Below are 24,922 nucleotides of genomic sequence, written 5' to 3' on the forward strand. Positions count from 1 at the left end.
GACATTTATATAGGATGTTTTGAGCTAAATTTTATACAATCTGCCTTAAACTCTGGAAGTAACAGTCTAGATTTGTATATTGTACTGATGTAGATATCTGTACCAATAATTATTCCAAACTTTTTTTGATTTGGCTAAAAAATACATAAAACGCAGCATAAACTTTGAGGGATCAATTCTCCAGCCATGTTTCACAACATTCATAAGAGTGCAATGTTGCATAAAGTAAAACTTGCTTAGTGATTTACATTACGTGTAAAGTTTTTTGCTCATGGTCTCTAAATTATATTTTTTGACCAATGTATTATAGAAAACAATTTATGACTAAAAGTGTAGTAAATTGCTGCAGATAAATTCACTACACTGAGCAACAAGTCTAACGATAGATACTATTAAGCGGTAAAAATTTTGAAAAAGTTCACATTATAAAAATCCACCTGATGTAGAGACTTATTCATTTTTTCAGATGCAGCTAGTCCCGAAAGCATTGCGCCTTCGATCAGATTTCCACCACACCAATCACCACAGCAAACTAACGGTAGAGAATTACTGGCAGATAAAACAGGTTCTTGCCAAGGGTGGCTAGGAAAAGCATAACGCCAGCGATGTACCTGCATCCATTCAGGTGTTGCTAGCCAAGCCAGCCCTAAAGTATGGGCAGCTTGTTGCAACATTTTTTGGCCGATTGGTTGTAAGTCTGTTGATTCTAGATGTATTTGGGCGAAACTCGCACTACTTTGCACTACAAACACGGGTTGTTGAGGATTGGGACGTTTGCTGCTATCTAAGCCAATCCAGCCTAAAACAGGATCGTCAGCAAAAGTTTGGGCTGTCCAATTTGCTAGTAGTTGAGAATTGGTAGAATAGCCTGCGATCGCACTAATACAAGCAGTAAATTCCACAGAACGCAGATTATTTAAAAATTCTGTTCCTAATAAATCTGCACCTAATGGTTCTAATAGCATCAAAGCCTGGGGTGCAGGAATGGCCAGTACAACAGCTTTGGCTATTAATTCTTCATCGCTAGATTCTAAAGTCAATCGCCAAGTATTTTCAGTGGTTGGGTTAATTGCTATTACGCGTTGATTCAGCAACACATCCAGACCTTGCGCTAAGAATTTGGCGCAAGCACTCATCCCCGCAGGCGCAATATATCGGTTTGGCAGTTCGTTAGCCCAGACTTCTAAAACTTGGTGACTAGATAATAAATTCACAAACTGCCTGAAAAATTCGCCCTTGGGTTTGAGATAACAAGCACCATGATCAGCCCAAGTACCATGTAAGCGGCGCGTAGCCACTCTTCCCCCCAAACCACGGGATTTTTCCACCACTAACACCGAATACCCAGCTTGTCTTAACTGCTGGGCGCAAACTAAACCCGACATCCCAGCACCAACAACAGCAACATCTATCATTAGTTAATAGTCCTTAATCATAATCCTTGGTTATTATCCAATAACAAAACACCGATAATTCAGGATCAAAAGACTACTGATGACGACTAAAAGCTAATAGTAGAATAAGTTACAGACAAGCTGCACATCAAGGAGGAAGGGAAATTGGATGAACTCAGGGCGGCCCTGGAGTTAGCAACAGAAGACGAATTGCAAGACTTAACGGCAATTCTATTTAGTCGGAAGTTCAATCCCCTAGATTATGTTCAAACACCCGAACCTATAGAAATTCAAAGTCAAAACCGTCAAGCTTGGTTAGATTCGCTAGAAGATCGCTTTCGGTTTTTGGCAGCAGATGGACTAACAGTATTGCGGGGACGTACAAATCAAGTAACTTACCGCCAAGCGTTAATTCAAGTATGTAAATATTTAAAAATTCCTTACTCCAATCATTTAACAACTGTTGATTTAGAAGCAGAAGTCTTTTTACATCTGCTAGGGCAAGTATGGAAAAAACTGCCAGAAAAAGATAAGCAAAAATTGACAGTGAAAGTGCAAAATCATCTGGCGAAAACAGAACTTAAAGAACCTCTACCATTAATGTTGCAGCGCGATCCTTTAGGCTTATTGTTCAAAGGCGGTAGTGCTTTCGCTGTAACTTCCGTAATTCAACCGTTTGTCCTCAAACAAATTGCTCGGCAATTTGCCATACATTTTGCTACCTATCAAGTGGCTAAAGAAGCTGCAATTGCAGGTTCTACCACTCAGTTTCAAACCTATGTCGCTATGCAAATGGCTAAACAGGGAATGACTGTGAGTGCAGCCCGTTATGGAGCAGTCCGCACAATGTTTGCCTTTGTCGGCCCGATGATGTGGACTTGGTTTCTGGCAGATTTAGGTTGGCGCGCCATCGCTACTAACTATGGTCGGATCATTCCGACTATTTTTGCCCTGGCACAAATTCGACTTACGCGTACAGAATATTGGGAACCAGCTTGAAGATAGTTTCTAACCATCCTAACCCGCGCTTACAATTTCCTTGGAATTCTTTGCAAATCGGGCTTTTGGTTTTTGCCATTAGTCCGTTTGTCGGGGCTGTGGCGATAATTTTAGCAGCTTTATTAGGATGGCTGCGAGAAGCCCGAACAATTGTTCGTCGTCCTCTTAACCAAGGATTTGCGCTTTTAAGTTTATTGCTGATAATTACAGCTGGTTTTGCTGTCAATAAAACCGATGCTTTTTTAGGGTTATTTAATTTAATACCTTACTTTTTAGTTTTTGCTGGCTTAAGTAGCTTAATCCACACAATTGCCCAATTACGCCAACTAGCGTGGATTTTAGTTATTGGTTCTGTACCTGTAGTAATTCTCGGTTTTGGGCAGTTATTTTGGGGTTGGGCATTAAAACTACAGTTTTTGTGGATTGTTATAGATTGGGAAATTGCACCTGGAGGAGAACCGCCAGGGCGTATGGCGGCAAATTTTATGCACGCTAATATTTTGGCAGCTTATTTAGCCATAGTTTTCACCTTAGCTTTAGGACTTTGGTTAGAACAATGGCACGCAGAAATGAAAAAGTTAAAAGTGAAAAGTCAAAATGCCAAAAATTCTCGTGTTTTGACGTTTAACTGGCAATTCTTATCTTCTCCCCTTTGTTTCCTGACTTTAACGGCTATTGCCAACTTTGCCGCTTTAATTTTAACTAACTCGCGCAACGGATGGGCGATCGCCATTATTGCCTGTTTAGCCTATGCTCTTTATCAAGGTTGGCGCATCCTTGTAGGTGGCTTTGCGGGGATTGTTACTAGTGTTTTATTAGCTGCTTTTGCACCTCCACCCATTGCTCAAATTTTTCGCCACATTGTCCCGGCTTTCTTTTGGGCGCGGTTAAATGATGAAATGTACCCAGATAGACCAGTCGCCCTGATGCGTAAAACGCAATGGGAATTTGCTTGGAATTTAGCACAGCAGCATCCTTGGACAGGCTGGGGCTTACGCAGTTTTTCTGCTCTCTACAAAACTAAAATGAATATTGATTTAGGTCATCCCCATAACTTGTTTTTAATGTTATCTGCTGAAACTGGATTTCCGACTACTGCGTTGTTTTGTGGATTATTGATTTGGGTATTAATTGCCGGGATTCAATTTTTACGGCAATCAAGTTATTTAGCCAAAGCTGATAGGTTGATACTTTTTAGCTATCTCTTAGTTTTGGGAGAGTGGATGTTATTTAATAGCGTGGATGTCACCCTTTTTGATTTTCGCGTCAATACAATCTCATGGTTATTGTTAGCAGCTATTTGCGGAGTTGTATTTACTCACAAAAAAGTAATAGAGAATAAAGCCTAAGGAACAGGTTGGGAATATTTTACGTTCCTGACAAAACCAACAGCTTATTCTGATAAAAATTTAGATGAATAGGCAATTTTGCTCGATTATAGTGTTGATGCAGATTGATGTTTTTTCAGTGGTTACACTGGCGGCATTGAGGATTAAGAGTTAATAAGATAAACATATTCACATTTGTGACTGTGAGTTTGGCTAATCACAAATTAGCCAATGTTGCTGATAGTTGGGAAGGTGTAAGGACAACCCTTTTGGGGTTTCCTACATGACGGGCATCTAATTATTTAGATGCCCTTTTGTATGATTTATAGGTGTTGTAAGTAAGCCGATATCAATAAAATTTGAATGGCAATAAATAGTAATATCAATTCGCAATTCGCAATTCGCAATTAAAAACTCAGATTTAGTAAGACTTTCCTTGGTTATATCTGTCGCATTCTTTTTTCAAATTGGTATAAGTTCTCTAGTAATAATTGTGCAAAATTAAGGCAGTTTGAGAGCATAAATATCTCACTGTTTTTTGCTGTGTTTACCATAAACTAAGCTGATTTGGTGGATGTTCTAAATTATTCCAAGGTAGAGGCGGAACCGAAACACCACTTTGTTCTAATAATTGTTGAAAGTAACGGGCATTGTCAGGCGATCGCGCTTCTAAAGGACAATGAACAAAGAAATATATTCGCGTCCCTGCTTGCAACCATTGTTGAATCTGCGTTACCCATTCTTCCATAAATGGCTGATTCTGTGATAACTGGGGATGGGAAATAAAGCGAATCAGGCTAAAGGGTGCTGTAACGCTAAACTGTACAGGTAATTTGGGTTTGCGGCGTTCTGATTGTAATTGCGGATCATCTTCTCCATTGTAGATAGGGCGTGAGTCTAACAGTACTCTGCCCACACCTAGCTGTTCTAGCAACTTGTTTAATTGACTTGCATAAGGTTCTTGAAACCAGTCTGGATGGCGAACTTCTAAAGCTAATGGTGCAGTTTCACGCGGCCAAGCCATCAAAAAAGCTGTTAAATCATCAATTAAGCTTGGTCGATAACTAGGTGGTAACTGCACAAACATCGGCCCTAGGCGTTTCCCTAAAGGTTGCATTCCTGTCAAAAATTGTAAAGCTGCGGGAATATGCGGTTGTAGCAAACCTTGATGGGTAATATCTCGCGGTAATTTAAGACAAAATTCAAATTCAGGAGGTGTTTGCTCTACCCAACGACTGATAGTTTCTGGGTTAGGTACAGCATAAAATGTTGTGTTACCTTCGACCGTGGTGAGGCGGCGACTGTAAAGGCGAAGAAAATCTGTAGCGCGAGTGCCTGGGGGATAAAGTTCACCCACCCAACCTTTGTATGCCCAAATCGCACAACCAATCAAGAAGTTCACAAGCTTTGACAGAATATAACAGCAAAACTCTCAGGGTATGGGCCGCTTGAGTGTTTCTACTTAAATTGTATAGGTATGTGGTGACAGATGAATTGAAATGAATTATATCGGTCGTTGTTTGACTCAAAAATCGCTGCTTTTCTAAAAGGTGGATGCCCGATTAAAATAAATACGCGATCGCATTTTCTACAGGAGTACTCAGTAGTGCAGCCGGATTTAGTAGGCTTAGAAATTAGCAAGGGAGAACTGAGACGCTTAACTGGGTTCGACCCTGAAGATGTGTTTCGACCTTCAATTATGAAAGACAAAGAGAAGCGATGGGGATTTTTGATCAATGAATTGCTGGTGGCGTTGGCCCTCACCCCGATTATTGTAGGGTTTATCTATGCGTTTATTATTTTGCCAATTATTGGTTCTTCCATTAAATTAGGCCTCATTTTATTAATTGTAGTACCCTTGGCCGTGTTAGTCGGGCGATCGCTATGGCGGCGATTTACTTGTTCTCAAGCACTCACCATACTTTTAGATGAAGTTGATCAATATCATCGGGTAGTCAAAGCTATCGATATTCACGACCAATTAGCAACATCCGGTAATTCTCTCAATGATAGAGAACAAGTAATAGCGGCTTTACAACTAATTCGAGAAGATTTAGTCCGGGCATTAAAAACCGAACGAATTCTGCGAGATAATAAAACACTCTTAAATAGCAATCAAGAGTTATTTGTGAACAATTTAGCCAACCTCCAAGCTCTACAACTTAGCACCCAAGCTGGCGATTATGCTCAATTACTCAATCAATCATTGCAGATTGCGCTTGATGTCCAAGCCCAGGTAAGAAAATTGCAGCAACCTGAATAATTGATCAAACTCTCAAATCAAATCGGATTGCTGTAGTAGACAGTAAATGTTACCTATAATTACATAATTGCTCCACCAATAATTATTTGATAGAAAATATAGGTGGAATGTATAGAGACTAGAAAAAAGTAGCCTCTGCTTCTCAATAGAATTTAACGCCTCAAGTAACTTAGCAAGATTGATCAATGGAGGTGTGCTATGTTTAGCGACTTTACACTCACTGACCCTACAACTTACCTCATTGTCAAACTCATCGTCTTGATGCTGGCACTTTTAATGTTGATGGTAGTTGCAGCGGCCCCAGTTGTCTGAAAATTGTGTCTTTAAGTTCAATTTTTTGCCCACAGTCCATCTCCAGCAATTGATTGCCCAGAAGAGATTAATTATGAGTAATGTCTAAATGTATGGTGAGTTTTTCTCGCCATCAGTTTTAGGCATTAACTAGCGTGTTCCCAGTCACTGAGTAACTCATATTCTTGCTTGATCTGTTTAGTTTTGCGAAATGGAACTTTGGGAGAACCAATATTCATCGGCGCAAAAGACTGCTTTTTCTGCTTGGCAGATTTTTTATTTTCTGTGGTTAAGGTAGTCATTGATGATTATTTCCGAAAAACTCAGAACTACTTTAAATCATCAATTTCAAAACAGCAAATTTCTGAAGAGAGATTTTTAAATTTAGTTAGGCAATCTCCGGGTATAAAAATATTCTCTTATTCAGAATATTTGGTGATACCTATGGTTTAATCCGTCTAGGTAAACCACTAGGTAGGGGTATATTTTTGAGTACGAAAAGTTTTAATTTATGTAGACGGGAATTGCGATTGTAAACTCTGTACCGATACCGGGTTGAGAATGGACATCCATTGTGCCATTGTGTTTTTCGACAACAATTTGATGGGCGATGGACAAACCAAGTCCCGTACCTTTACCGACAGGTTTTGTAGTAAATAAAGGTTCAAACAATCTTTGTTTCAGTCGTTCAGGAATCCCAATTCCATTATCAGCAATCTTAATTACCGCCATCTTTTGAGCATTGACATCGGTGGTAATTTGAATTTGCGGAATGCGATCGCTCATTTTACCTTGGATGATTGCTTCATCAAGAGCATCAATGGCGTTAGCCAAAATATTCATAAATACTTGATTCATCTCACCAAGATAGCAGTAAACATCAGGTAATTTGCCATAAGACCTGATCACATCAATTGCCGGGCGATCGCCATTAGGCTTGAGGCGATGTTGTAAAATCATCAGCGTACTATCCATACCTGTATGCAAATCAGCAGGTAATTTGCTGTCACTATCTGAACGCGAGAAACTGCGGAGTGAATTGGAAAGGCGCTGGATACGTTCAGAACCTACCTCGATGGAACTGACAATTTTTGTCAAATCTTCGAGAACAAATTGCAAATCCAAGTTGTGAATAAAAGTATTAATTGTGGCTGTTGGTACTGGATACTCTTTTTCGTAAAGTTGCAGTAGCTCGGTGATGGCAACAATATATTCTTGTAAAGGTGGGATATTGTTGACGATAAAGCCAATGGGGTTGTTCATTTCGTGAGCAATTCCCGCGATTAACTCTCCTAAAGTTGAGAGTTTTTCTTGTTGTACTAGTTGCACTTGCGCTTTTTGCAACGCACTAGTGCGATCGCGTATTTGTTCTTCCAAAGATTGAGTTAATTGTTGGAGTTGCAAATGCACACGTACTCGCGCAATTACTTCTTCTTGAGCAAAGGGTTTGGGAATGTAATCAACCGCACCTAAAGAAAATCCTTGGACTTTGCTTTCGACATCGGCTAAAGCTGTGGTGAAAATAATGGGGATGTTTTGAGTCACAGGGTTAGCTTTGAGCCGGCGACAGGTTTCAAACCCATCAATACCGGGCATTTGGACATCAAGTAAAATTAATTCTGGTTGATGGCGTTCAACTTGCGCGATCGCACTTTCGCCATCTACGGCTACACGGAACCGCCAACCCTCACTAGTTAGTGCTTCTGAAAGCAAAGATAAATTTGTGGCATTATCGTCCACAATCAAAATAAATCCTTTTGTTAAAACCTTATTCATGATGTCTTTGAAAGTCAAATTTATGCCAAATCAATTAATGTGTTGCTGAATCAAAGTTTCCAACCGTTTGAGTTGGAAGTTTTTGGCTAACTGAATAATTTGTTCAGTAAATTTGCTGAATTGCTGATTTGATGCAGTCAGATTTTCGGCAGTTTCTAAAATTTGTTGAATATCGCCGTCTTGTGCCAATTCTAAAAATTGTTGTAAAACTGCTTGAGCAGGAACCACTAAATCAACTAAATCATTTGAACTATCTACATTATATTTGTGGTTGAGGTTTTTCTGATTTTCATACAACCATTCTAATTGCAAAAATTGCCGGAGGATTTCTAGTAAGGTTGCGGCTTCTATCGGTTTAGGGAGAAAGGCATTTGCTCCAAGGTTAAGACATTTATATTCATCAATGGCAAAGACACTAGCAGAAGAAGCAATTACAGGTACAGCTTTCAATTTTTCAAATTGACGCAAACTTGTAATAAACTCAAATCCGTCCATTACAGGCATAACTAAATCTGTAATCACCAAGTCCGGTTGATAGAAATTGGCTTTTTCTAATCCTTCTTTGCCATTACTAGCTTCTATGACAGTAAATCCTACGGGTTCTAATAAATTGACAATGACTGAGCGATTTTCCCATTTGTCATCCACAATTAAAATAGTGCGTTTTCGCCCTTGATAACCAATCACAATTCCCTGGTCAACAATTCTCGAAACTTTTGCCCAGTCTTGTGATTCTGGTAGTTCCACATCAAACCAAAAAGTACTACCTTTGCCAAACTCACTTGCTACTTGAATTTGACTACCCATTAACGAAATAATTTTTTGGCTGATGGCTAATCCTAAACCTGTACCCTCCGATTGTCGCTTTTTACTTCCTGCTTGTTCAAAAGGTACAAAGATTTTATCGATTTGTTCAGGGGTAATACCTGTGCCAGTATCTATGATTTCAAAACGTAACTTATAGCTGATTTTTCCTTGATGATTTACTGTTTGCTGAATAACTTTCACCTTAAAGGTAACACTACCCTGTTGAGTAAATTTAATAGCATTACCAAGTAAGTTAATTAAGACTTGCCGTAGGCGTTTTTCATCAGCACGAATTCCCGTGGGTAAATCGGGGTCAAATTGCAGATTAAACCCGATGACTTTTTGTTCTGCTCGGATACGACAAATTTCACTAACGCTGTCTAAAAAAGCTGGCAAGTAAAAATCAATAGCAATTAATTCTAGCTTACGAGCTTCAATTTTAGAAAGGTCTAAGATGTCATTAATTAGAGTTAATAAATGCGAAGCACATTGATAGATAATACCAATGCCTTTACTGCCTTTTTCTGTTAAAGACTCTGTGCGTTGTAAAATTTGTGTATAGCCAAGAATCCCGTTGAGTGGTGTGCGTAATTCATGGCTCATGTTAGCCAGAAATTCACTTTTAGCTTGGCTAGAATCTTTAGCAACTTCTTCAGCGAGGCGTAGTTCTTTTTCAATGCGTTTACGCTCGACAATTTCACTTTTCAACTCTTGATTAATAGCTTCTAACTGTGCTGGGCTAGGTAGCGTTAGAGCTTGTGGGATGAGGGAAATTAATGCAAAAGCTGTATATATGGAAATAATTGCTGTCAACGCTTTTAAAATAGATGAAACCCAATAATCAGGATACCAAAGCGTCCAAATATCCATTAAATGTCCACTACCACAAGCGAGGATAAACGCCCCAAACAACAGAAAGACTCCATTAAAGGGAACATCTTGACGTTTGGAAATAAAGTAAATCAGTAATAGGGGGATAGAATAATAAGCTAAGGCGATCGTGCCATCAGAAATAATATTCAGCCACACAAGTAAAGGTTTCCAAAGATAGCAATGCCCATGTGGAATAAACCCAATATATTCAATGGGATGGGTAAAAAATGCAAATATCATGCTAAAAAGAGCCGTATTAAGTTGCGTAAATTTAGTATTCCCAAATCATTACTCAAGATAAACTAGCTATTAATTTGGCAGATTTCTCAGCCATCCTCACAGAATTATTTTATGTTTTCTTTAGTTTTACTCAAACCCTGAAAAAGTAGGAAAGTTATCTCAAACTCACATTTTTCAACAGGGGTTTAGGAGTATCTCACACTAGATCGAAAAGCAGTGTTTTATCTGGTATAATAACCTCGAGTACAGCAGTCAAAATTGTGCCAATATCAAATTATGCTGCGCTTAAATACTGTATCTAAGATTGAGAATTAACAACTGAAAAACCCCGCTTTGTCGGGCGAATTTTGGCTAATTCTACTTGAAAACTCACTTTATCGCTGGTGTCTGCACTCCGCGCTTCTAAATTCCAGTTTCCTGGGCGCAGATACCAAAATAAATTAGTTGATTGGATATCGAGTTTTTCACCATTTAACCGCCACTCAACTGATGATGGATTTCCGGCTAGTTTAAATTCTAATTTTTGCTGTCCTTCTGTACCGGGATAGAGTAAGAACAAATCACCATTTTGGGGGGAGACAATTCGTAAATTACTAGAGACAAAATTTGATTGCTGCTTGGCTAACCAATCATTATATTCGGGTGGTAAATTAAACTTATCTTGCGTTGCGTAAGCAATTTTATCTTCTGGGTAAAAATACTCTTGTACAACAGAGTTACAATCTGCTGTAGGGCGTAAACCGGAATCTGCACATATAGGAAGTTCAATTAACCCTTGGGGAACTGTAAACGCTGCGGGTTCTTGGTTTTCGTGCAGGTGCAACATGATACGGTTCCATAAAGGTGCTGCACCCATCACGCCAGATACTTGACGCATCGGTTCGCCGTTGAAATTTCCTACCCAAGTTGCAACGGTGTAGTCGCTAGTAAAGCCCACAGTCCAAGTATCGCGGAAGTTGGAAGAAGTACCAGTTTTGACGGCGGCGGGGAAGGGCAAGTTTAATACTGAGTCTACACCAAAAGCGGTGGCACGGGCGTAGCGATCGCTCAACATATCAGTAATCAGTTGCCACACTGTCGAATTTTCGATTTTAGATTTTGGATTTTGGATGGAAGAATCGTTAACAGTAGTTACAAGTGGGATACTTTGTCCTTGTCTTGCCATTGTGACGTAAGCTTGAGCAAGTTCCCATAACGTGACTTCACCACTACCGAGAGTTAAACCCAAGCCGTAATATTCTGGGGTTTGATTTAGGTGAGTAAAGCCTAATTCATGCAGACGTTCCAGAAAATTCGGTACACCAATTTTCTCTAATACTCGCACCGCAGGCACATTTAAAGAATTGGCTAACGCTATCCGCACCCGCACAGGGCCGAGAAAGCGTTGAGTATAATCTGTAGGGCTATACAGTTTCGCACCAGGAATAGCGTAGTGGGCGGGGACATCAGCCAAGATGGTGTTTGGGCGAATCAGTTTTTTTTCTAACGCCAATTCATAAACAAAGGGTTTGAGGGTAGAACCTGGTTGACGTAGGGCTTGTACGCCGTCGTTACGTCCAAGTTTGGCTTCGTTGAAATAGTCAGGTGAACCGACGTAAGCTAAAACTTCGCCCGTGTGGTTGTTAATTACCAAAGCTGCTGCATCGTGGACGTTGTTAGCGGCTAGGTTGGAGATGACTTGTTGTGCTTGGGCTTCGACGAATTGTTGTAATGGTCTGTCGATGGTGGTAAAAATGGGAGATGTTTCTTGTGGTTGGGTATTTGATAACTGATTTGCTAACCAAAACAAGAAATGAGGCGCAGCGATAATTCCCCGTTGACGAGACTGAAAAACAACTTTTTCTGTTTGGGTTTTGTCGGCTATTTGCTGAGTGATATAACCATCCTGTACCATCCGGTTGAGGACGTATTTCTGACGCTGTTTGAGTCTATCCCAATGTTGTAGCGGGTCAAAATAAGTGGGATTATTAGGAATAGCAGCTAAAAGACTCGCTTGGGCAAGGTTTAACTCACTGGCTGGTGTCAAAAAGTAAGTGCGGGATGCGGCTTCGACACCATATATATTGCCACCCATTGGCAACCTATTGATATATGCAGCGAGAATTTCGTTTTTATTCATTCCCGCCGCTAACCGCCAAGCTAACCAAATTTCTTGCAATTTCCCTGAGAAGTTACGGGTGGATGGTTCTAACATCCGCGCTAACTGCATAGTAATTGTGGAAGCACCGGAGACTATTTGTTTGGCGTGAATGGCTTGGTTGATGGCGCGGATAATGGCTTTCATATCCAACGCGCCATGATGGTAGAAACTGCTATCTTCGGCGGCGATAATGGCGTTGATAAATTGGGGAGAAACTTGATTTAAGGGGACGACGGCGGTATGTTCTTGGTCACGGGTGAGGATTGTTCCTAATGGTAGCCCATTGCGATCGCTAAATTCCAAAGCCAACTGATTTTGGGCTATATCTGCGGTATGAATAGGCGCAAAATAGGGCAGTAGCCGCACCACTACACATACAAACACAACAGCTAAGAAAAATTTTGACTTTCGGATGAGCCGCCTACTTAGTCTCATCAGAGACTCCCCTGGATAGTAAAACCTACTTTAATTGTGACGTAGTGGCTATTTGTTTATCAGGTAATATTGCAAAGACTTAACAATTTATACCAATTTAAATTAAGAATTGTAGTGATTTTTGGAAATAACTACACTAAATTGGTTATCCATTGTATACCAAGTTTCTCCTTAATTTCCTTCTCCGCGCACCTTTGCGTTTACCTCAGCGTACCACTGCGTTTATATTTATAAAACATGATTATAAAAATCATCCTCCAATTATTTATTACGCTAACATTTATATTCAGCATTAGCGGCTGTAGTTTATTAGGTGTATCCTCCAATAAAGAACCATTACCCGCCGTTTCTCCCCTCACCCCACCAAAGTTACCAGACTGGATTGAACAAATTAGCCCTATTGGTGATGCTACACCTTTAAATCAGATTCGTATCCGCTTTAAGGAAGCATTAATTCCTGTTGAAAACCTTGACAGCCCAGAACAGCAAAACTTATTACAAAAATTTACTGTATGGCCGCCTTTACCCGGTAAATTTCGCTTTTTAACACCGCGTATGGTAGGTTTTCAAGCAGATAAAGCACTGCCACAAGCAACAAGATTTCAAGTTACTTTAAAAGCGGGTTTATCAGATTTAAAAAATCACAAGTTAAATCAAGATTTGGCGTGGACATTTAACACTGAACCTATCAAGTTAACCGATTTACCTGGTGTGAACCCTGTTGAAAAAGCTGATATTCAACCTATCGATTTAAAACAAAAGCTACAATTTACATCGAATGTCGAATTAAACTTAGCTTCGTTACAAGAACATCTTAAGCTTGTCCCCGAAGGTAAAAACAAAGATATCAGTTTTAATATAGACTTAGCGAAAGAGGAAAAACCAACAGAAGGTGAAGACCCTTTAGCGACTTTTGACCCTTCAGCACGTAATTGGGTTTATAATCTCATACCCCAGCAAAGTTTAGAAAAAGCGACTAACTACCGTCTGGTGTTTTCTCCTGGCATATTACCAAATGACGGTAATTTACCTACAGATAAAGAGTCGGTGAGTAAGTTGGCGACTTATTCACCTTTAGAGTTTAAAACCATCAACTTTTACGGACAGCCTGATGTTAACGGAACTTATGGCAGATTTATTAAAGGTAGTCCGCAGTTAGAATTTAATAATATATTATTGGCAGATTCAGTTAAAGATAATATCAAAATTGACCCAGCACCAAAAGATATCTCTCGACTGTTCCAAGTTCCAGAAGAATCTAATGTGGTGACGCTTAATCCTTATGCTTTAGAACCTACGACTAATTATAAAATTACGATTGGGACAAATATTAAAGATAAATTTGGTCAGACTTTAAATAAACCCGTCACCTTACAATATAATACTGGTGATTTGGCGGGTGATATTTGGGTTCCCTCAGATTTACATATCTTTCCCTCCAGTCAAAATTTACAGTTAAATATTAGTACAGTTAATTTACCAGAGTCGAAATATAAAGCTGCTTATCGTGTAGTTCAACCCAGCGATTTAGTCTATTTTAATAGTGCTTCGCCAAAAGGTAATGATAATGAGTTATTACCACAGCTAAATTCATGGCAAAGCTTTAAAGTCAACTCTAAGAAAAATCAACTAGTAGATGTCAATGTTCCGTTAAGAGAAAAGCTTGGTAGTCCAACAGGGATGTTAGCTTATGGAGTCCAAGCACGCACAAATAAATATCAAGATAATGGCAAAGAATTGTGGCGGGAACCTGTAACTTATGGTTTAGTACAATTAACAAATTTGGGTGTATTTAGTCAATGGTTTCCTGACTCTGGTTTAATTCGTGTGCATCATTTGAGTGATGGTTCGCCAGCTAAGAATGCAGCTATTGAAGTTTATCAATCAAAGTTAGAGGAAAAATATCCTAGTAATGCTGCACCTTGTGCGACGGGTAAAACTGACGATAATGGAACTTTCAGACTACAAGTTGATAATTTAAAGCAGTGTTTTCCTGATAATCAAAGATTTACGAAATCACCACAACTATTAGTAATTGCGCGAGAAAATCAAGATTGGGCTTTTGCGAGAACGGAAGAATATAGCGGGTCTTTTGGTTATGGTATTGATGCAGGTTGGCAAGAAGCTAAAGCAGAATCACGGGGTGTAATTTTTTCTGATAGAGACTTATATCAGCCTGGGGAAAAAGCTTGGTTTACTGGTTTTGCTGATTATTTAGAAAATGGAACTCTACAGCAAGATAAAAACGCTATTTATCAATTAACTTTGATTAATCCTGACGGACAAAAAACCCAATTAGGTGGCAAAACTACCAATGAGTTTGGGACTTTCTCTTTAGAGTTACCCATTCAGAAAACTCAGGCTTTGGGCTACTATACAATTCAGGGTAAAGGCAAAAAAGGACAAGAAATTTCCGGCGAGTTTCGGGTGGCTGAATTTAAACCGCCTAACTTTAAAGTTGAACTTAATTTAGATAAAGAATTTGCCCTAGCTAACGATAAAGTAGAAGCGAAAGCCGCGAGTAACTATTTATTTGGTGCGCCTGTAGAAGCTGGGGAAGCAAAATATTTTGTCACGCGCCAACAGACTAGTTTTATCCCTAAAGGTTGGGAAGAATTTAGTTTTGGTAGACAATGGTTTTGGCCGGAAGAAAGTCCATCGTTGACAAGTGATGTTTTGCAAACTAGTTCTAAGTTAGATGCAAGTGGTAAAACGAGTCAAACTGTGACGGTGGCGAAAGATTTACCTTACCCAATGACGTATCAAGTAGATGTGCAAGTTGCAGATGTTTCTAATTTATCTGTAGCGTCTTCTCAAAAGTTTACGGCTTTACCTAGTAACAAACTGATTGGACTTAAAAGTAATTTTATTGCTGATGCTGGTAAGGCTTTACCTGTAGAAATGATAGTGACTGAACCGACAGGAAAACCCATCACAGGTCAACGGGTACATTTAGAACTACAACAGATGAAATATAGTAGTGTGACGCAGTTAGTGGAAGGAAGTCGCACTGCTAAAAATCAAGTGGAATATAAAACAGTAGAACAAACAGATATTACTTCTGCTGATACTGCCCAAATATTAACTTTAACACCACGCGAATCAGGTTCATACAGAATTAGAGCTAATTTTAGCGATACCAAAGAGGAATTAACGGCGACAGATTTGCAAATTTGGACAACAGGAGAAACCCCAGTTTATTGGAGTTCGGAAGACCGCGATCGCCTAGAGGTTAAACTAGATAAAAAAGAGTATAAACCTGGGGAAACTGCGACAGCTTTAATTCAATCTCCTTACCCTGAAGCCGAATTATATTTTGCAGTCATTAAAGATAAACCAATTTATCAACAAGTCACAAAAGTTAAGGGCGGCGCACCCCAAATTCAGTTTCAAGTTACGCCAGAAATGCTACCTAATGCAGCAGTAGAAGCTGTATTAGTCAGACAAGGCGCACCTCTCAACCAAGTAGAACCAGGAAGTTTAGATAAATTAGTAAAAATTGGTTTCTCACCTTTTAAAGTCAACTTGCAAGATAAATATTTAAAAGTGCAAGTGACACCCTTGCAAACATCTTTAGAACCCGGTGCAGAACAAACAATACAATTAGAACTAAAAGACAACCAAAATAACCCCACCCCAGGACAATTTACTGTCATGGTGGTGAATGAAGCGGTGTTGCAACTATCTGGTTATCGTCCGCCAAACTTGGTAGATACAGTCTACGCAGAACAGCAAATATCTACCCGATTCAGCGATAATCGTCCTGATGTGGTGATACAACCCCAAGATATAGCGAAGCCTAAAGGCTGGGGTTATGGCGGTGGTTTTTCTGTGGGTGCAGCAAATACCCGCGTCCGTACAGATTTTCAGGCGTTAGCTTACTACAACGGTTCGGTTGTAGCTGATGCGAGTGGTAAGGCGCAGATAACCTTTAAATTACCGGATGATTTCACGACATGGCGGGTGATGGCTGTTGCTACTGATGGAAACTTGCGCTTTGGCAATGCTGATGCGACATTTATCACCACCAAACCACTGCTCACTAATGCCATCTTGCCACAGTTTGTCCGTCCAGGCGATCGCATCTTCGCGGGTTTATCCGTCACCAACACCACCGGGAATAACGGAAACCTCTCAATTAACGGTGAACTTAGCGGTACAGTCAAGTTTGCGGAAAATAACCCCACCACGACTTCCTTGCAAACCAACGCCGAACCAGCCACCAAAGCTTATCGCTTCCCCATGATTGCAGGTGGCGTTGGCGAAAGTAAAGTTAGGTTCACCACTCAACTAAATAATACAGCCGATGCTTTTGAATTGCCTTTAGAAGTGAAGCCATTAGAAATTACCGAACAAGTTGTAGAAGCTGGGGTAACAGAAAAACAAGTTAAAATTCCCCTGAATGTTGATAAAAATATCTACCCGGAAGCTGGCGGTTTAGATATTCAATTGGCGAGTACATTAATACCCGAAATTAAAGCACCCGCGAAACAAGTTTTAGAAGATGATGATTTACCCTTTGCAGAACCAGCCGCCAGTCAATTAATTATTGCTGCTAACCTGCAAACTTTAGGTAAACAATACAGTCAAACATTTACTGAATTTAATCCTAGCCAAAAAGCAAACCAAGCCATTACCCAACTGCAAAAATTACAAATAGCCGATGGTGGTTTTGCTGCTTATCCAGGACAAGAAAAATCAGACCCTTGGGTTTCTGCATACTCGGCGGAATCTTTAGTAAAAGCTAATCAAGCATTTCCTGGTTTTATTGATTCTGCCACACTCACGCGCTTGAAAAATTATCTGCAAAAGGTAGTAGCAAACCCAGGACAGTATGAATTTTGTAAACAGCAAATTTGTAAAAATCAACTGCAATTAAACGCCTTAATCGCCTTAGCAGAATTAGGTGATAAAAGCAATAGTTTCTTAGGCGATATTTACCAACAACGCAATAACTTTGATATCGTCACCCAAATCAAACTAGCGCGGTACTTATCGCAATTCCCAGAATGGCAAGATGAATCACAACAAATGCTGAACCAGTTACAAAAAAATATCTATGAAACTGGACGCAACGCCGTAATTAGTTTACCCCAAAGTTGGGGATGGATGAATTCATCTACCACCGCCCAAGCACAAGCTTTAAGGTTATTTATTGCCAAACAAAGTAAACCAGAAGTTCTGGATAAATTATTCCAAAGTCTATTAGCTTTACGCCGCGATGGCACATGGCAAACTAACTATAATAATGCTCAAGCTTTAACAGCTTTAGTAGAATATAGTCAACTCCAACCTACACCACCAAACTTTGCCACCACAGTTCAATTAGCTCGTCAAAAGTTAGGTGAAAATCGCTTTGATGGTTACAAAAATCCTAATTTACAGCTAAATGTTGCAATGGATAAATTACCCCGTGGTCGTCATGATTTGATCATACAAAAATCAGGTAGGGGTAAATTACATTATTTAGTTGCCTATAATTATCGCCTGCAAGGCAACCAACCAGGCAGATTTAACGGGTTACGAGTCACCAGAGAAATTAGTAAAGTCGGAGAAGAAAAAGTTCTGCAAAAAACCGGGATGTATGCTGTAGATAAACCCTTAACTGTCGATAGTGGTCAAGTATTTGATATTGGTTTAGAAATCATTGCAGATCATCCTGTAGACCATATAGTAATTAAAGACCCATTACCAGCAGGATTTGAAGCCGTAGACCAAAGTTTTCAAACTGCGACACCCGCACTGCAAGCGAAAGCCGATAGTTGGCAACTTGGTTATCGCAATATTTACCGCGATCGCATTATCGCCTACGCCGACCACCTTGAACCAGGAGTTTATAGCCTACATTACTTAGTCCGTTCAGTAACCCCCGGTACATACACATGGCCCGGCGCAGAAGCCCATTTACAGTATGCACCAGAAGAATTTGGACGCACTGCCGAGTCAACAATCATACTGAATCAGCCTTAAGTAATTTGTCATTTGTCCAAAGCCAAGCACCAGAAGTATAAAATTTCATACTTCATACTTCATACTTTATACTTCATACTTCACACTTCCCAAAAAATCCCCAATTAAAATCTAAAGTTAGGGGTTCTCTTAACTTTAGACTCATGAAAATTTCCTATCGTCTGTTTTTGCTTTCTAGCCTCATTACCACAGTTGGACTAACATCCACACTGCCCACCCATGCCCAGGCTACTGGTTGCCCAGCCCCTGCCTTATCTCGCTTTCAACGCCATAAAGTATTGCGTGGCGAAACTTTAGAGAAGATAGCACAACGCTATAATCTCATCCCGGAAACATTGATAGTGATGAATCCAAATGTGAATAATGGCCGTGTTAGTGTGGGTAGCGAACTGCAAATACCTCCCTACAACGGCATTGTTGTCGAAGTACCAAGCGGCCAAACTTGGCGGCAAGTAGCAGCACAATATAAGGTTCGTCCTGATGCGATGTTTGAAGTCAATGGTTGTCAAACCAACCCCAAAATTGTCTTTGTACCTGGGTTGAATTGGTTGCCTAACCGTCCGCAAACTACATCTGTCATCCCGGCAAACTCCAACACCCAAAGCCGTATCAATATTAGTGGCTATCCTTTAGCGCAAGCCGCAAGCGTTGGGTTAGCCTATGGTTGGCAAATGAACCCTCAAGATGGCAAGGTGTTCTTTCACAGTGGCGTAGATTTGTTAGCACCTTTGGGTAGTCCAGTAGAGGCGATCGCACCTGGTAATGTAGTATTTGCTCAAGAGCAAGGTAGTTATGGCAATTTAGTCATTATTAACCATGCTGGTGGAATGCAAAGCCGTTATGCACAGCTTGGCAGCATCAAAGTGAAAGTTGGTCAGCAAGTCAATACTGGCGATGTGTTAGGCACTGTTGGAACTACTGGACAGCCTTCTAGCAAAGAACCTCACCTGCATTTTGAAATGCGTTCTAGTTCCTCCCAAGGTTGGGTAGCACAAGATCCTAAAGGTTATTTGAATAGATAACGCAGAGGGGCGCGGGGGTTAACGCGGAGTATCGCCAAGAGGAATTACTTCAGTGGATTTAATAATGTGCATCCCAGCTTCAGCAAATCTCGCAAAGGAAACATCTGCTTGTTCTGTATAGTCTACAACCCCAGGCACTACAACAGGCGAAGTGCAATCTTCTAGCAGATAAACTTTGTTAGCCAGGGTAGCATCTACCTGTTTAATTTCTGTTAATAAATCTTCAATAGTCCAAGCGACACAATGGCTCTTAGCTTGCCCACCGATGATGACAACATCATATTCTAAAAGTTGCTTAATTAATTTTGTATTCTTCTGTGCTAGTGGGCTTTGATCGAAGCCAAATAGAACTTCTGGACGTAATATTGAGTAATTTTCTGTTAAAGCATTCTCACCTTTAAGTTCAAACTGTGTCTGGCTTTGACGAGCGATACAGTGAAAAAATATTGCCTCTTCTACAGATGAAACTAAAGCATGACCAATCCCACCCAGTATGGAATGATAAGGCCAAACAATCAGAGGATATTTCCCTTCTTGACTTAGTTGGTTAACGTAGTGGTAAGCTTGCTTTTCTAATAGCTCATAGTCTCCATTAGTCACGCTATTAGCAACTGCTGGGTTAACTTTCCAAATACCATTATCAATATCTGCTGGCGTGATATTCGTTGCAGCTGGTGTGGGGTGTTCTCCGTTGGCATTCACCCAAAAAATCGGGTGAAAAATTTGCATTGCGGTGTGCGTATCTAAGGTAGGAATAATTGTGGTTATTTTCCCTAAATTGTGATAAATAAATTCACACAATCTCAAGTTATCATCTACTGCCGCAGTCCCAGATTGACCACCAACAAATAACTCAAATCCAGGGATACAAAAGGTATTTTGAACATCAATTAAAAGTAGACAAACGCGAGTTTTATCTAAAGATGCAGGGGGAATATTTTGCTGTTTCGCCCAAGTTTCAGCAGTAGCGGCGATGTCTTGATAAAGTACGCGCCAGACTTCGCCTACTTTGGTGGGGTTAAAGTGGGGTGGAATTGGGAGTTTGCTTGTTTGAGTATTCATAAAACCATCGGCTTTACTGATGGTATTGATAACATAGGGATTTAGCGATCGCCTGCATAATTAAGAATCTTTAAGAGGCGGCGATTTCTTTTTATCTTCTCTAGCGTTCAAACAAGCGCGTCCTATGGCAATCTGAGAAGCAGGGATTATTTCATCTGAAGATATTAGCTACAAATAATTACTGAATGAATTATGCAAACGCTGTCTACGCCTAACACTTCCACCACCACATCACCTCAGCCAACCTTTGATACCACTATCAAACGGCGCAAAACCCGTCCTGTCAAGGTAGGTAACATTACTATTGGGGGTGGCTACCCTGTTGTGGTGCAGTCGATGATTAACGAAGACACTCTTGATATAGAGGGATCTGTGGCGGCTATTCGTCGTTTGCACGAAGTTGGCTGTGAAATTGTTCGTGTCACAGTGCCTAGCATCGCTCATGCTGTAGCTTTGGCGAAAATTAAACAACAACTAATCCAAACATACCAAGATGTGCCAATTGTGGCTGATGTGCATCACAATGGGATGAAAATCGCCTTAGAAGTCGCCAAACACATCGAGAAAGTACGGATTAATCCAGGGTTGTACGTATTTGAAAAACCAAACACCAACCGCACTGAATATACCCAAGCTGAATTTGCAGAAATTGGCGAAAAAATCCGCGAAACTCTAGAACCTCTGGTAGTTTCCTTGCGCGACCAAGGCAAAGCTATGCGAATAGGTGTAAATCATGGTTCACTGGCAGAAAGAATGCTGTTTACCTACGGTGACACCCCTGAAGGTATGGTGGAATCAGCCTTAGAGTTTGTGCGTATTTGTGAATCTTTGGATTTCCGTAACTTAGTTATTTCCATGAAAGCCTCACGCGTACCCGTGATGGTAGCCGCCTATCGCCTACTGGCCAAACGGATGGATGAATTAGGTATGGATTATCCCTTACATTTAGGTGTAACGGAAGCTGGAGATGGTGACTACGGCAGAATCAAATCTACAGCCGGTATTGCCACCCTACTAGCAGATGGCATTGGTGATACTATCCGCGTCTCACTCACCGAAGCACCAGAAAACGAAATCCCCGTATGCTACAGCATCTTGCAAGCATTGGGTTTGCGAAAAACAATGGTGGAATACGTAGCTTGTCCTTCCTGCGGACGTACTCTATTTAACCTAGAAGAAGTGCTACATAAAGTCAGAGAAGCAACCAAGCACTTAACCGGGTTAGACATTGCCGTCATGGGTTGTATTGTCAACGGCCCTGGCGAAATGGCCGATGCTGACTATGGTTATGTAGGCAAAAATCCTGGTTATATTTCTTTATACCGTGGTCGAGAAGAAATTAAAAAAGTCCCAGAAGACAAAGGCGTAGAAGAATTAATCAACTTGATTAAAGCTGACGGACGTTGGGTAGATCCTTAATGAATCAGGGGTATAGGGGTGTTGGGTGTAGGAGTATAAGGAAAAATTATCACCATATACCCTGACATCCGCACACCCAATCTCAACAACTAACTATTTCATACTTCATACTTCACACTTCATACTTCCCCGCCCCAACTTCGCCGGATTGTCAACTATTTTGATGAAGTTAGGAATACTTGCCCCGTCTTTGCGGAATACCTGTGTTAGATTGGGCATACTGACTATTATTTTTTCCTCCTGACACAGATGTCATTATGGTGATTACAAAAAATAGGCTTGTTTTGGGTGCTACAGCAGTAACACTCTCCACAATTGCTGTTACTAGCCTGGGCATTCACTCGCGTGGTCAGGCTTTATTTAAAGCAAGTCCCAAAGAGACAGTAGACGAAGTTTGGCAAATTGTTAACCGCCAATATGTGGATGGTACTTTTAACCAAGTAGATTGGCAGGCTGTTCGTAAGCAGTACCTGAACAAGTCCTACAGTAATCAGCAAGAAGCTTATAAATCTATTCGAGAGATGCTGAAAAAGCTGGGCGATCCTTACACCCGGTTTATGGACCCAGAGGAATTCAAAAATATGCAGGTTGATACCTCTGGAGAACTTATAGGTATTGGGATTACTATCAGCCAGGATGAAAAAACTAAGCAGTTAGTTGTAATTGCCCCGATTGAAGATACACCAGCATTCAAGGCGGGTATTTTAGCCAAGGATGTGATTCTCAAAATCGATGGCAAAAGTACTAAAGGGATGGATACTAACCAAGCTGTATCCTTAATTCGCGGTGAACCAAACACCAAAGTCTCGCTGACAATTCAGCGCAATGGTGCAGTTAAACAATTTGATATTAAACGGGCGCGGATTGAAATTCATCCAGTTCGTTATTCTCAAAAACAAACACCAGCCGGAAATATTGGCTACATTCGCTTAAATCAATTTAGTGCCAATGCTGGTAAGGAAATGCAAAATGCGATCAAAGATTTAGAAGGCAAGCGAGTTGCTGGATATATTTTAGATTTGCGTGGCAACCCTGGTGGTTTGTTATTCTCTAGTGTGGAAATTGCCCGGATGTGGATAGATAAAGGCACTATTGTTTCCACTATTGACCGCCAAGGTGAGCAAGAAAGAGAAGTAGCCAATGGTAGGGCTTTGACGACTAAACCACTGGTGATTTTAGTAGATAAAGGTTCGGCTAGTGCCAGCGAAATCTTATCTGGGGCTTTACAAGATAATAAGCGGGCTGTTTTGGTGGGTACTCAAACCTTTGGTAAAGGCTTGGTGCAATCGGTACGTCCTTTAGAAGATGGTTCAGGATTAGCGGTAACAATTGCCAAATATCACACCCCCAGTGGCAGAGATATTAACCACCAAGGAATTGCGCCTGATGTGAAGGTAGATTTGACCGATGCCCAAAGGCAAGATTTATGGTTGCACGAGCGCGATAAACTAGCAACACTAGCAGATCCCCAGTTTGCTAAAGGAGTGGAAGTACTAGGTAAGCAAATTGCGGCTCAAGGTGTCACTAGCGCAGAAAAAAGATAATTTACTCACACGGGTTGGCACTTACCAGCCCTGATTAAGCCAATTCGTCGGGCGATCGCTTCTTCTTGTGAAGCAAATGGCCCCCATTTTTCTATAATCTCTGTATCATCGTCCCTAACTTGCTCACTAGGGACGATTTTGCAATTACCAGTATTATGCTTGACAATATGCCAAGTTTGTGTACTATCCATAATTTAGTTTTGCCTCTATTGAAATAGGGAATTGCGATCGCAGTTCCCTATTTTAGAATTATTGCGCTTCCCCAAAATAGCTATAAGCCTAATAGTCTAGAGTTTTATGAGTGTATTATACATTTTTGAATTCAGACTTTACACTTCATACTTTTACCAATTTTTACCTAATAAATTTTCAAATTCAGCTTGCAACGCTGTCACATCTGCCAATCTAGCTACTAATAAATTATCTTTACCTGCATCGATTAACCGCGTTTTCCAATATTGAATACTTTCTGAATTATTTAGCCAAAAATCGATCACCGTATCTACAACTTGATCCATATTCCATTTCCATTTTGCTGGCACTGGTTCTATAGATTCTAAAAAAGCATCTAAAGTGCATTTATGCGTTCCTAAATATTCTATGCCAAGAGCCTGCGGCTTTTGCATAGTCTGTTGTTGATGATTGAAAAATTGCAAAACTGGAGACACGCCGATAATCTCAAAAGTGTATTTCATTCCAGTCCTCCTGAAACTTCACCGCAATTGACGAGCTTGAACTGCTATTTAAATTGTGTTTTAAAACTGTCTAAATCATATCTGACAACAGTTAAATTTTAGTCTATAACCTGGGAATTAATTATTTTTTAAATTAGCACTCAATAGCTAAGAGTGCTAATTTAGCTGATTTTTTTTGATGCCTTATTTAATAGTTTCAGGTGAAAAATATCAGATGTCACTTATTTTTAATATTTTTTTAAATAGGTATTGATCAGACAATGGAATTTACCTACGCACTGGCTTCTCTGTGGTGCTGTGGTAGCTGAAGAGCGCGTCGACGATGTTCATGGTCTTTTGCGTACTTCCTCAACAAATAAAAAAATGTTGGCTTGAACAATCGTTCCCGCCAACATCTCAACTGTTTATATATCTAATTTCGCAACTTTGCAGACTGCTGAATCAAGAAATGTGTGGATTTTAGACAGGACTTACGCACAAGCTACGGAAAATCGAACCACAGAGGCGCAGAGTTCACGGAGAAATGAGAGTTTGAGAGATATTTTGCGTAAGTCCTATTAGCTTGAACTGACAGAAGCCTCTCACCTACCCGAAGGGAGGTGATGAGATGAATGGCAGGCTAATTGACGACAATCTTCCGACCGATGCCGATAGGCAAGGGAGG

Annotated in this window: 16 protein-coding genes; 7 read left to right on the forward strand and 9 right to left on the reverse strand. The window is 40.4% G+C overall.

Annotated features, from left to right (window positions below):
- Positions 1 to 392 precede the first annotated feature (392 nt).
- Positions 393 to 1,415 carry an NAD(P)/FAD-dependent oxidoreductase gene (locus H6G69_RS21645; RefSeq protein WP_190691181.1) on the reverse strand — a complete coding sequence of 341 codons (1,023 nt, stop codon included), beginning with the start codon at positions 1,413 to 1,415 and terminating at the stop codon, positions 393 to 395.
- A 144-nt stretch (positions 1,416 to 1,559) separates the two neighbouring features.
- Here H6G69_RS21645 and H6G69_RS21650 point away from each other — a divergent pair, with 144 nt between their 5' ends.
- Both H6G69_RS21650 and H6G69_RS21655 read left to right on the forward strand, forming a co-directional pair.
- Positions 1,560 to 2,393: a YaaW family protein gene (locus tag H6G69_RS21650; RefSeq protein WP_190691182.1), complete on the forward strand. Its 834-nt coding sequence runs from the start codon at positions 1,560 to 1,562 to the stop codon at positions 2,391 to 2,393.
- Positions 2,375 to 3,742, forward strand: coding sequence for an O-antigen ligase family protein (locus H6G69_RS21655; protein ID WP_190691201.1), 1,368 nt, complete (start codon positions 2,375 to 2,377; stop codon positions 3,740 to 3,742). The genes H6G69_RS21650 and H6G69_RS21655 overlap by 19 nt, the downstream gene beginning before the upstream one ends.
- 526 nt (positions 3,743 to 4,268) lie before the next feature.
- On the opposite strand, the gene H6G69_RS21660 is transcribed toward H6G69_RS21655, so the two are convergent.
- A complete protein-coding gene (locus tag H6G69_RS21660) occupies positions 4,269 to 5,123 on the reverse strand; it encodes a DUF72 domain-containing protein (protein ID WP_190691183.1) in 855 nt (284 codons plus the stop codon).
- Between the two features lie 204 nt (positions 5,124 to 5,327).
- Here H6G69_RS21660 and H6G69_RS21665 point away from each other — a divergent pair, with 204 nt between their 5' ends.
- Positions 5,328 to 5,984 carry a hypothetical protein gene (locus H6G69_RS21665; RefSeq protein ID WP_190691184.1) on the forward strand — a complete coding sequence of 219 codons (657 nt, stop codon included), beginning with the start codon at positions 5,328 to 5,330 and terminating at the stop codon, positions 5,982 to 5,984.
- Between the two features lie 437 nt (positions 5,985 to 6,421).
- On the opposite strand, the gene H6G69_RS21670 is transcribed toward H6G69_RS21665, so the two are convergent.
- The 4 genes from H6G69_RS21670 to pbpC form a co-directional block, all read right to left on the reverse strand.
- The gene (locus tag H6G69_RS21670; RefSeq protein WP_190691185.1) at positions 6,422 to 6,577 is read right to left on the reverse strand and encodes a hypothetical protein; all 156 of its coding nucleotides are present in this window, start codon (positions 6,575 to 6,577) and stop codon (positions 6,422 to 6,424) included.
- Positions 6,578 to 6,779: 202 nt separating this feature from the next.
- On the reverse strand, positions 6,780 to 8,051 hold the full coding sequence (locus H6G69_RS21675) for a sensor histidine kinase (RefSeq protein ID WP_190691186.1): 1,272 nt from the start codon (positions 8,049 to 8,051) through the stop codon (positions 6,780 to 6,782).
- A 30-nt stretch (positions 8,052 to 8,081) separates the two neighbouring features.
- Positions 8,082 to 9,971 carry an ATP-binding protein gene (locus H6G69_RS21680; RefSeq protein WP_190691187.1) on the reverse strand — a complete coding sequence of 630 codons (1,890 nt, stop codon included), beginning with the start codon at positions 9,969 to 9,971 and terminating at the stop codon, positions 8,082 to 8,084.
- 298 nt (positions 9,972 to 10,269) lie between these two features.
- Complete coding sequence (gene pbpC, locus H6G69_RS21685; RefSeq protein ID WP_190691188.1) at positions 10,270 to 12,546, reverse strand: penicillin-binding protein 1C; 2,277 nt, start codon at positions 12,544 to 12,546, stop codon at positions 10,270 to 10,272.
- Positions 12,547 to 12,783: 237 nt separating this feature from the next.
- Between pbpC and H6G69_RS21690 the strand changes: the two genes are divergently transcribed.
- Both H6G69_RS21690 and H6G69_RS21695 read left to right on the forward strand, forming a co-directional pair.
- On the forward strand, positions 12,784 to 18,516 hold the full coding sequence (locus tag H6G69_RS21690; protein ID WP_190691189.1) for an alpha-2-macroglobulin: 5,733 nt from the start codon (positions 12,784 to 12,786) through the stop codon (positions 18,514 to 18,516).
- Positions 18,517 to 18,659: 143 nt separating this feature from the next.
- Positions 18,660 to 19,538 (forward strand): M23 family metallopeptidase, encoded by an 879-nt coding sequence (locus tag H6G69_RS21695; RefSeq protein ID WP_190691190.1) that lies wholly within the window; start codon positions 18,660 to 18,662, stop codon positions 19,536 to 19,538.
- 18 nt (positions 19,539 to 19,556) lie between these two features.
- On the opposite strand, the gene H6G69_RS21700 is transcribed toward H6G69_RS21695, so the two are convergent.
- Positions 19,557 to 20,600, reverse strand: a complete 1,044-nt coding sequence (locus H6G69_RS21700; RefSeq protein WP_190691191.1) for an isochorismatase — start codon at positions 20,598 to 20,600, stop codon at positions 19,557 to 19,559.
- Between the two features lie 192 nt (positions 20,601 to 20,792).
- Between H6G69_RS21700 and ispG the strand changes: the two genes are divergently transcribed.
- Entirely contained in the window at positions 20,793 to 22,019 is a 1,227-nt protein-coding gene (gene ispG, locus H6G69_RS21705) for a (E)-4-hydroxy-3-methylbut-2-enyl-diphosphate synthase (protein ID WP_190691192.1), read from the forward strand.
- Positions 22,020 to 22,276: 257 nt separating this feature from the next.
- The gene (gene ctpC, locus H6G69_RS21710) at positions 22,277 to 23,563 is read left to right on the forward strand and encodes a carboxyl-terminal processing protease CtpC (RefSeq protein WP_190691193.1); all 1,287 of its coding nucleotides are present in this window, start codon (positions 22,277 to 22,279) and stop codon (positions 23,561 to 23,563) included.
- A gap of 5 nt (positions 23,564 to 23,568) precedes the next feature.
- Here the strand turns inward: ctpC and H6G69_RS21715 are convergent, their stop codons facing one another.
- A complete protein-coding gene (locus H6G69_RS21715; protein ID WP_190691194.1) occupies positions 23,569 to 23,754 on the reverse strand; it encodes a transposase in 186 nt (61 codons plus the stop codon).
- Between the two features lie 153 nt (positions 23,755 to 23,907).
- Complete coding sequence (locus tag H6G69_RS21720) at positions 23,908 to 24,258, reverse strand: hypothetical protein (protein WP_190691195.1); 351 nt, start codon at positions 24,256 to 24,258, stop codon at positions 23,908 to 23,910.
- Positions 24,259 to 24,922: the final 664 nt, after the last annotated feature.

This window comes from Nostoc sp. FACHB-110 (assembly GCF_014697425.1).
In the GTDB taxonomy this organism is placed as follows: Bacteria; Cyanobacteriota; Cyanobacteriia; order Cyanobacteriales; family Nostocaceae; genus Nostoc_B.

What these genes read in the sequence shown, in the direction of transcription:
- H6G69_RS21720 (WP_190691195.1), bottom strand. Translation starts at nt 24,258, where the DNA reads ATGAAATACACTTTTGAGATTATCGGCGTGTCTCCAGTTTTGCAATTT.
- H6G69_RS21675 (WP_190691186.1), bottom strand. Translation starts at nt 8,051, where the DNA reads ATGAATAAGGTTTTAACAAAAGGATTTATTTTGATTGTGGACGATAAT.
- H6G69_RS21715 (WP_190691194.1), bottom strand. Translation starts at nt 23,754, where the DNA reads ATGGATAGTACACAAACTTGGCATATTGTCAAGCATAATACTGGTAAT.
- H6G69_RS21700 (WP_190691191.1), bottom strand. Translation starts at nt 20,600, where the DNA reads ATGAATACTCAAACAAGCAAACTCCCAATTCCACCCCACTTTAACCCC.
- ctpC (WP_190691193.1), top strand. Translation starts at nt 22,277, where the DNA reads ATGGTGATTACAAAAAATAGGCTTGTTTTGGGTGCTACAGCAGTAACA.
- H6G69_RS21670 (WP_190691185.1), bottom strand. Translation starts at nt 6,577, where the DNA reads ATGACTACCTTAACCACAGAAAATAAAAAATCTGCCAAGCAGAAAAAG.
- H6G69_RS21690 (WP_190691189.1), top strand. Translation starts at nt 12,784, where the DNA reads ATGATTATAAAAATCATCCTCCAATTATTTATTACGCTAACATTTATA.
- H6G69_RS21695 (WP_190691190.1), top strand. Translation starts at nt 18,660, where the DNA reads ATGAAAATTTCCTATCGTCTGTTTTTGCTTTCTAGCCTCATTACCACA.
- pbpC (WP_190691188.1), bottom strand. Translation starts at nt 12,546, where the DNA reads ATGAGACTAAGTAGGCGGCTCATCCGAAAGTCAAAATTTTTCTTAGCT.
- ispG (WP_190691192.1), top strand. Translation starts at nt 20,793, where the DNA reads ATGCAAACGCTGTCTACGCCTAACACTTCCACCACCACATCACCTCAG.
- H6G69_RS21645 (WP_190691181.1), bottom strand. Translation starts at nt 1,415, where the DNA reads ATGATAGATGTTGCTGTTGTTGGTGCTGGGATGTCGGGTTTAGTTTGC.
- H6G69_RS21680 (WP_190691187.1), bottom strand. Translation starts at nt 9,971, where the DNA reads ATGATATTTGCATTTTTTACCCATCCCATTGAATATATTGGGTTTATT.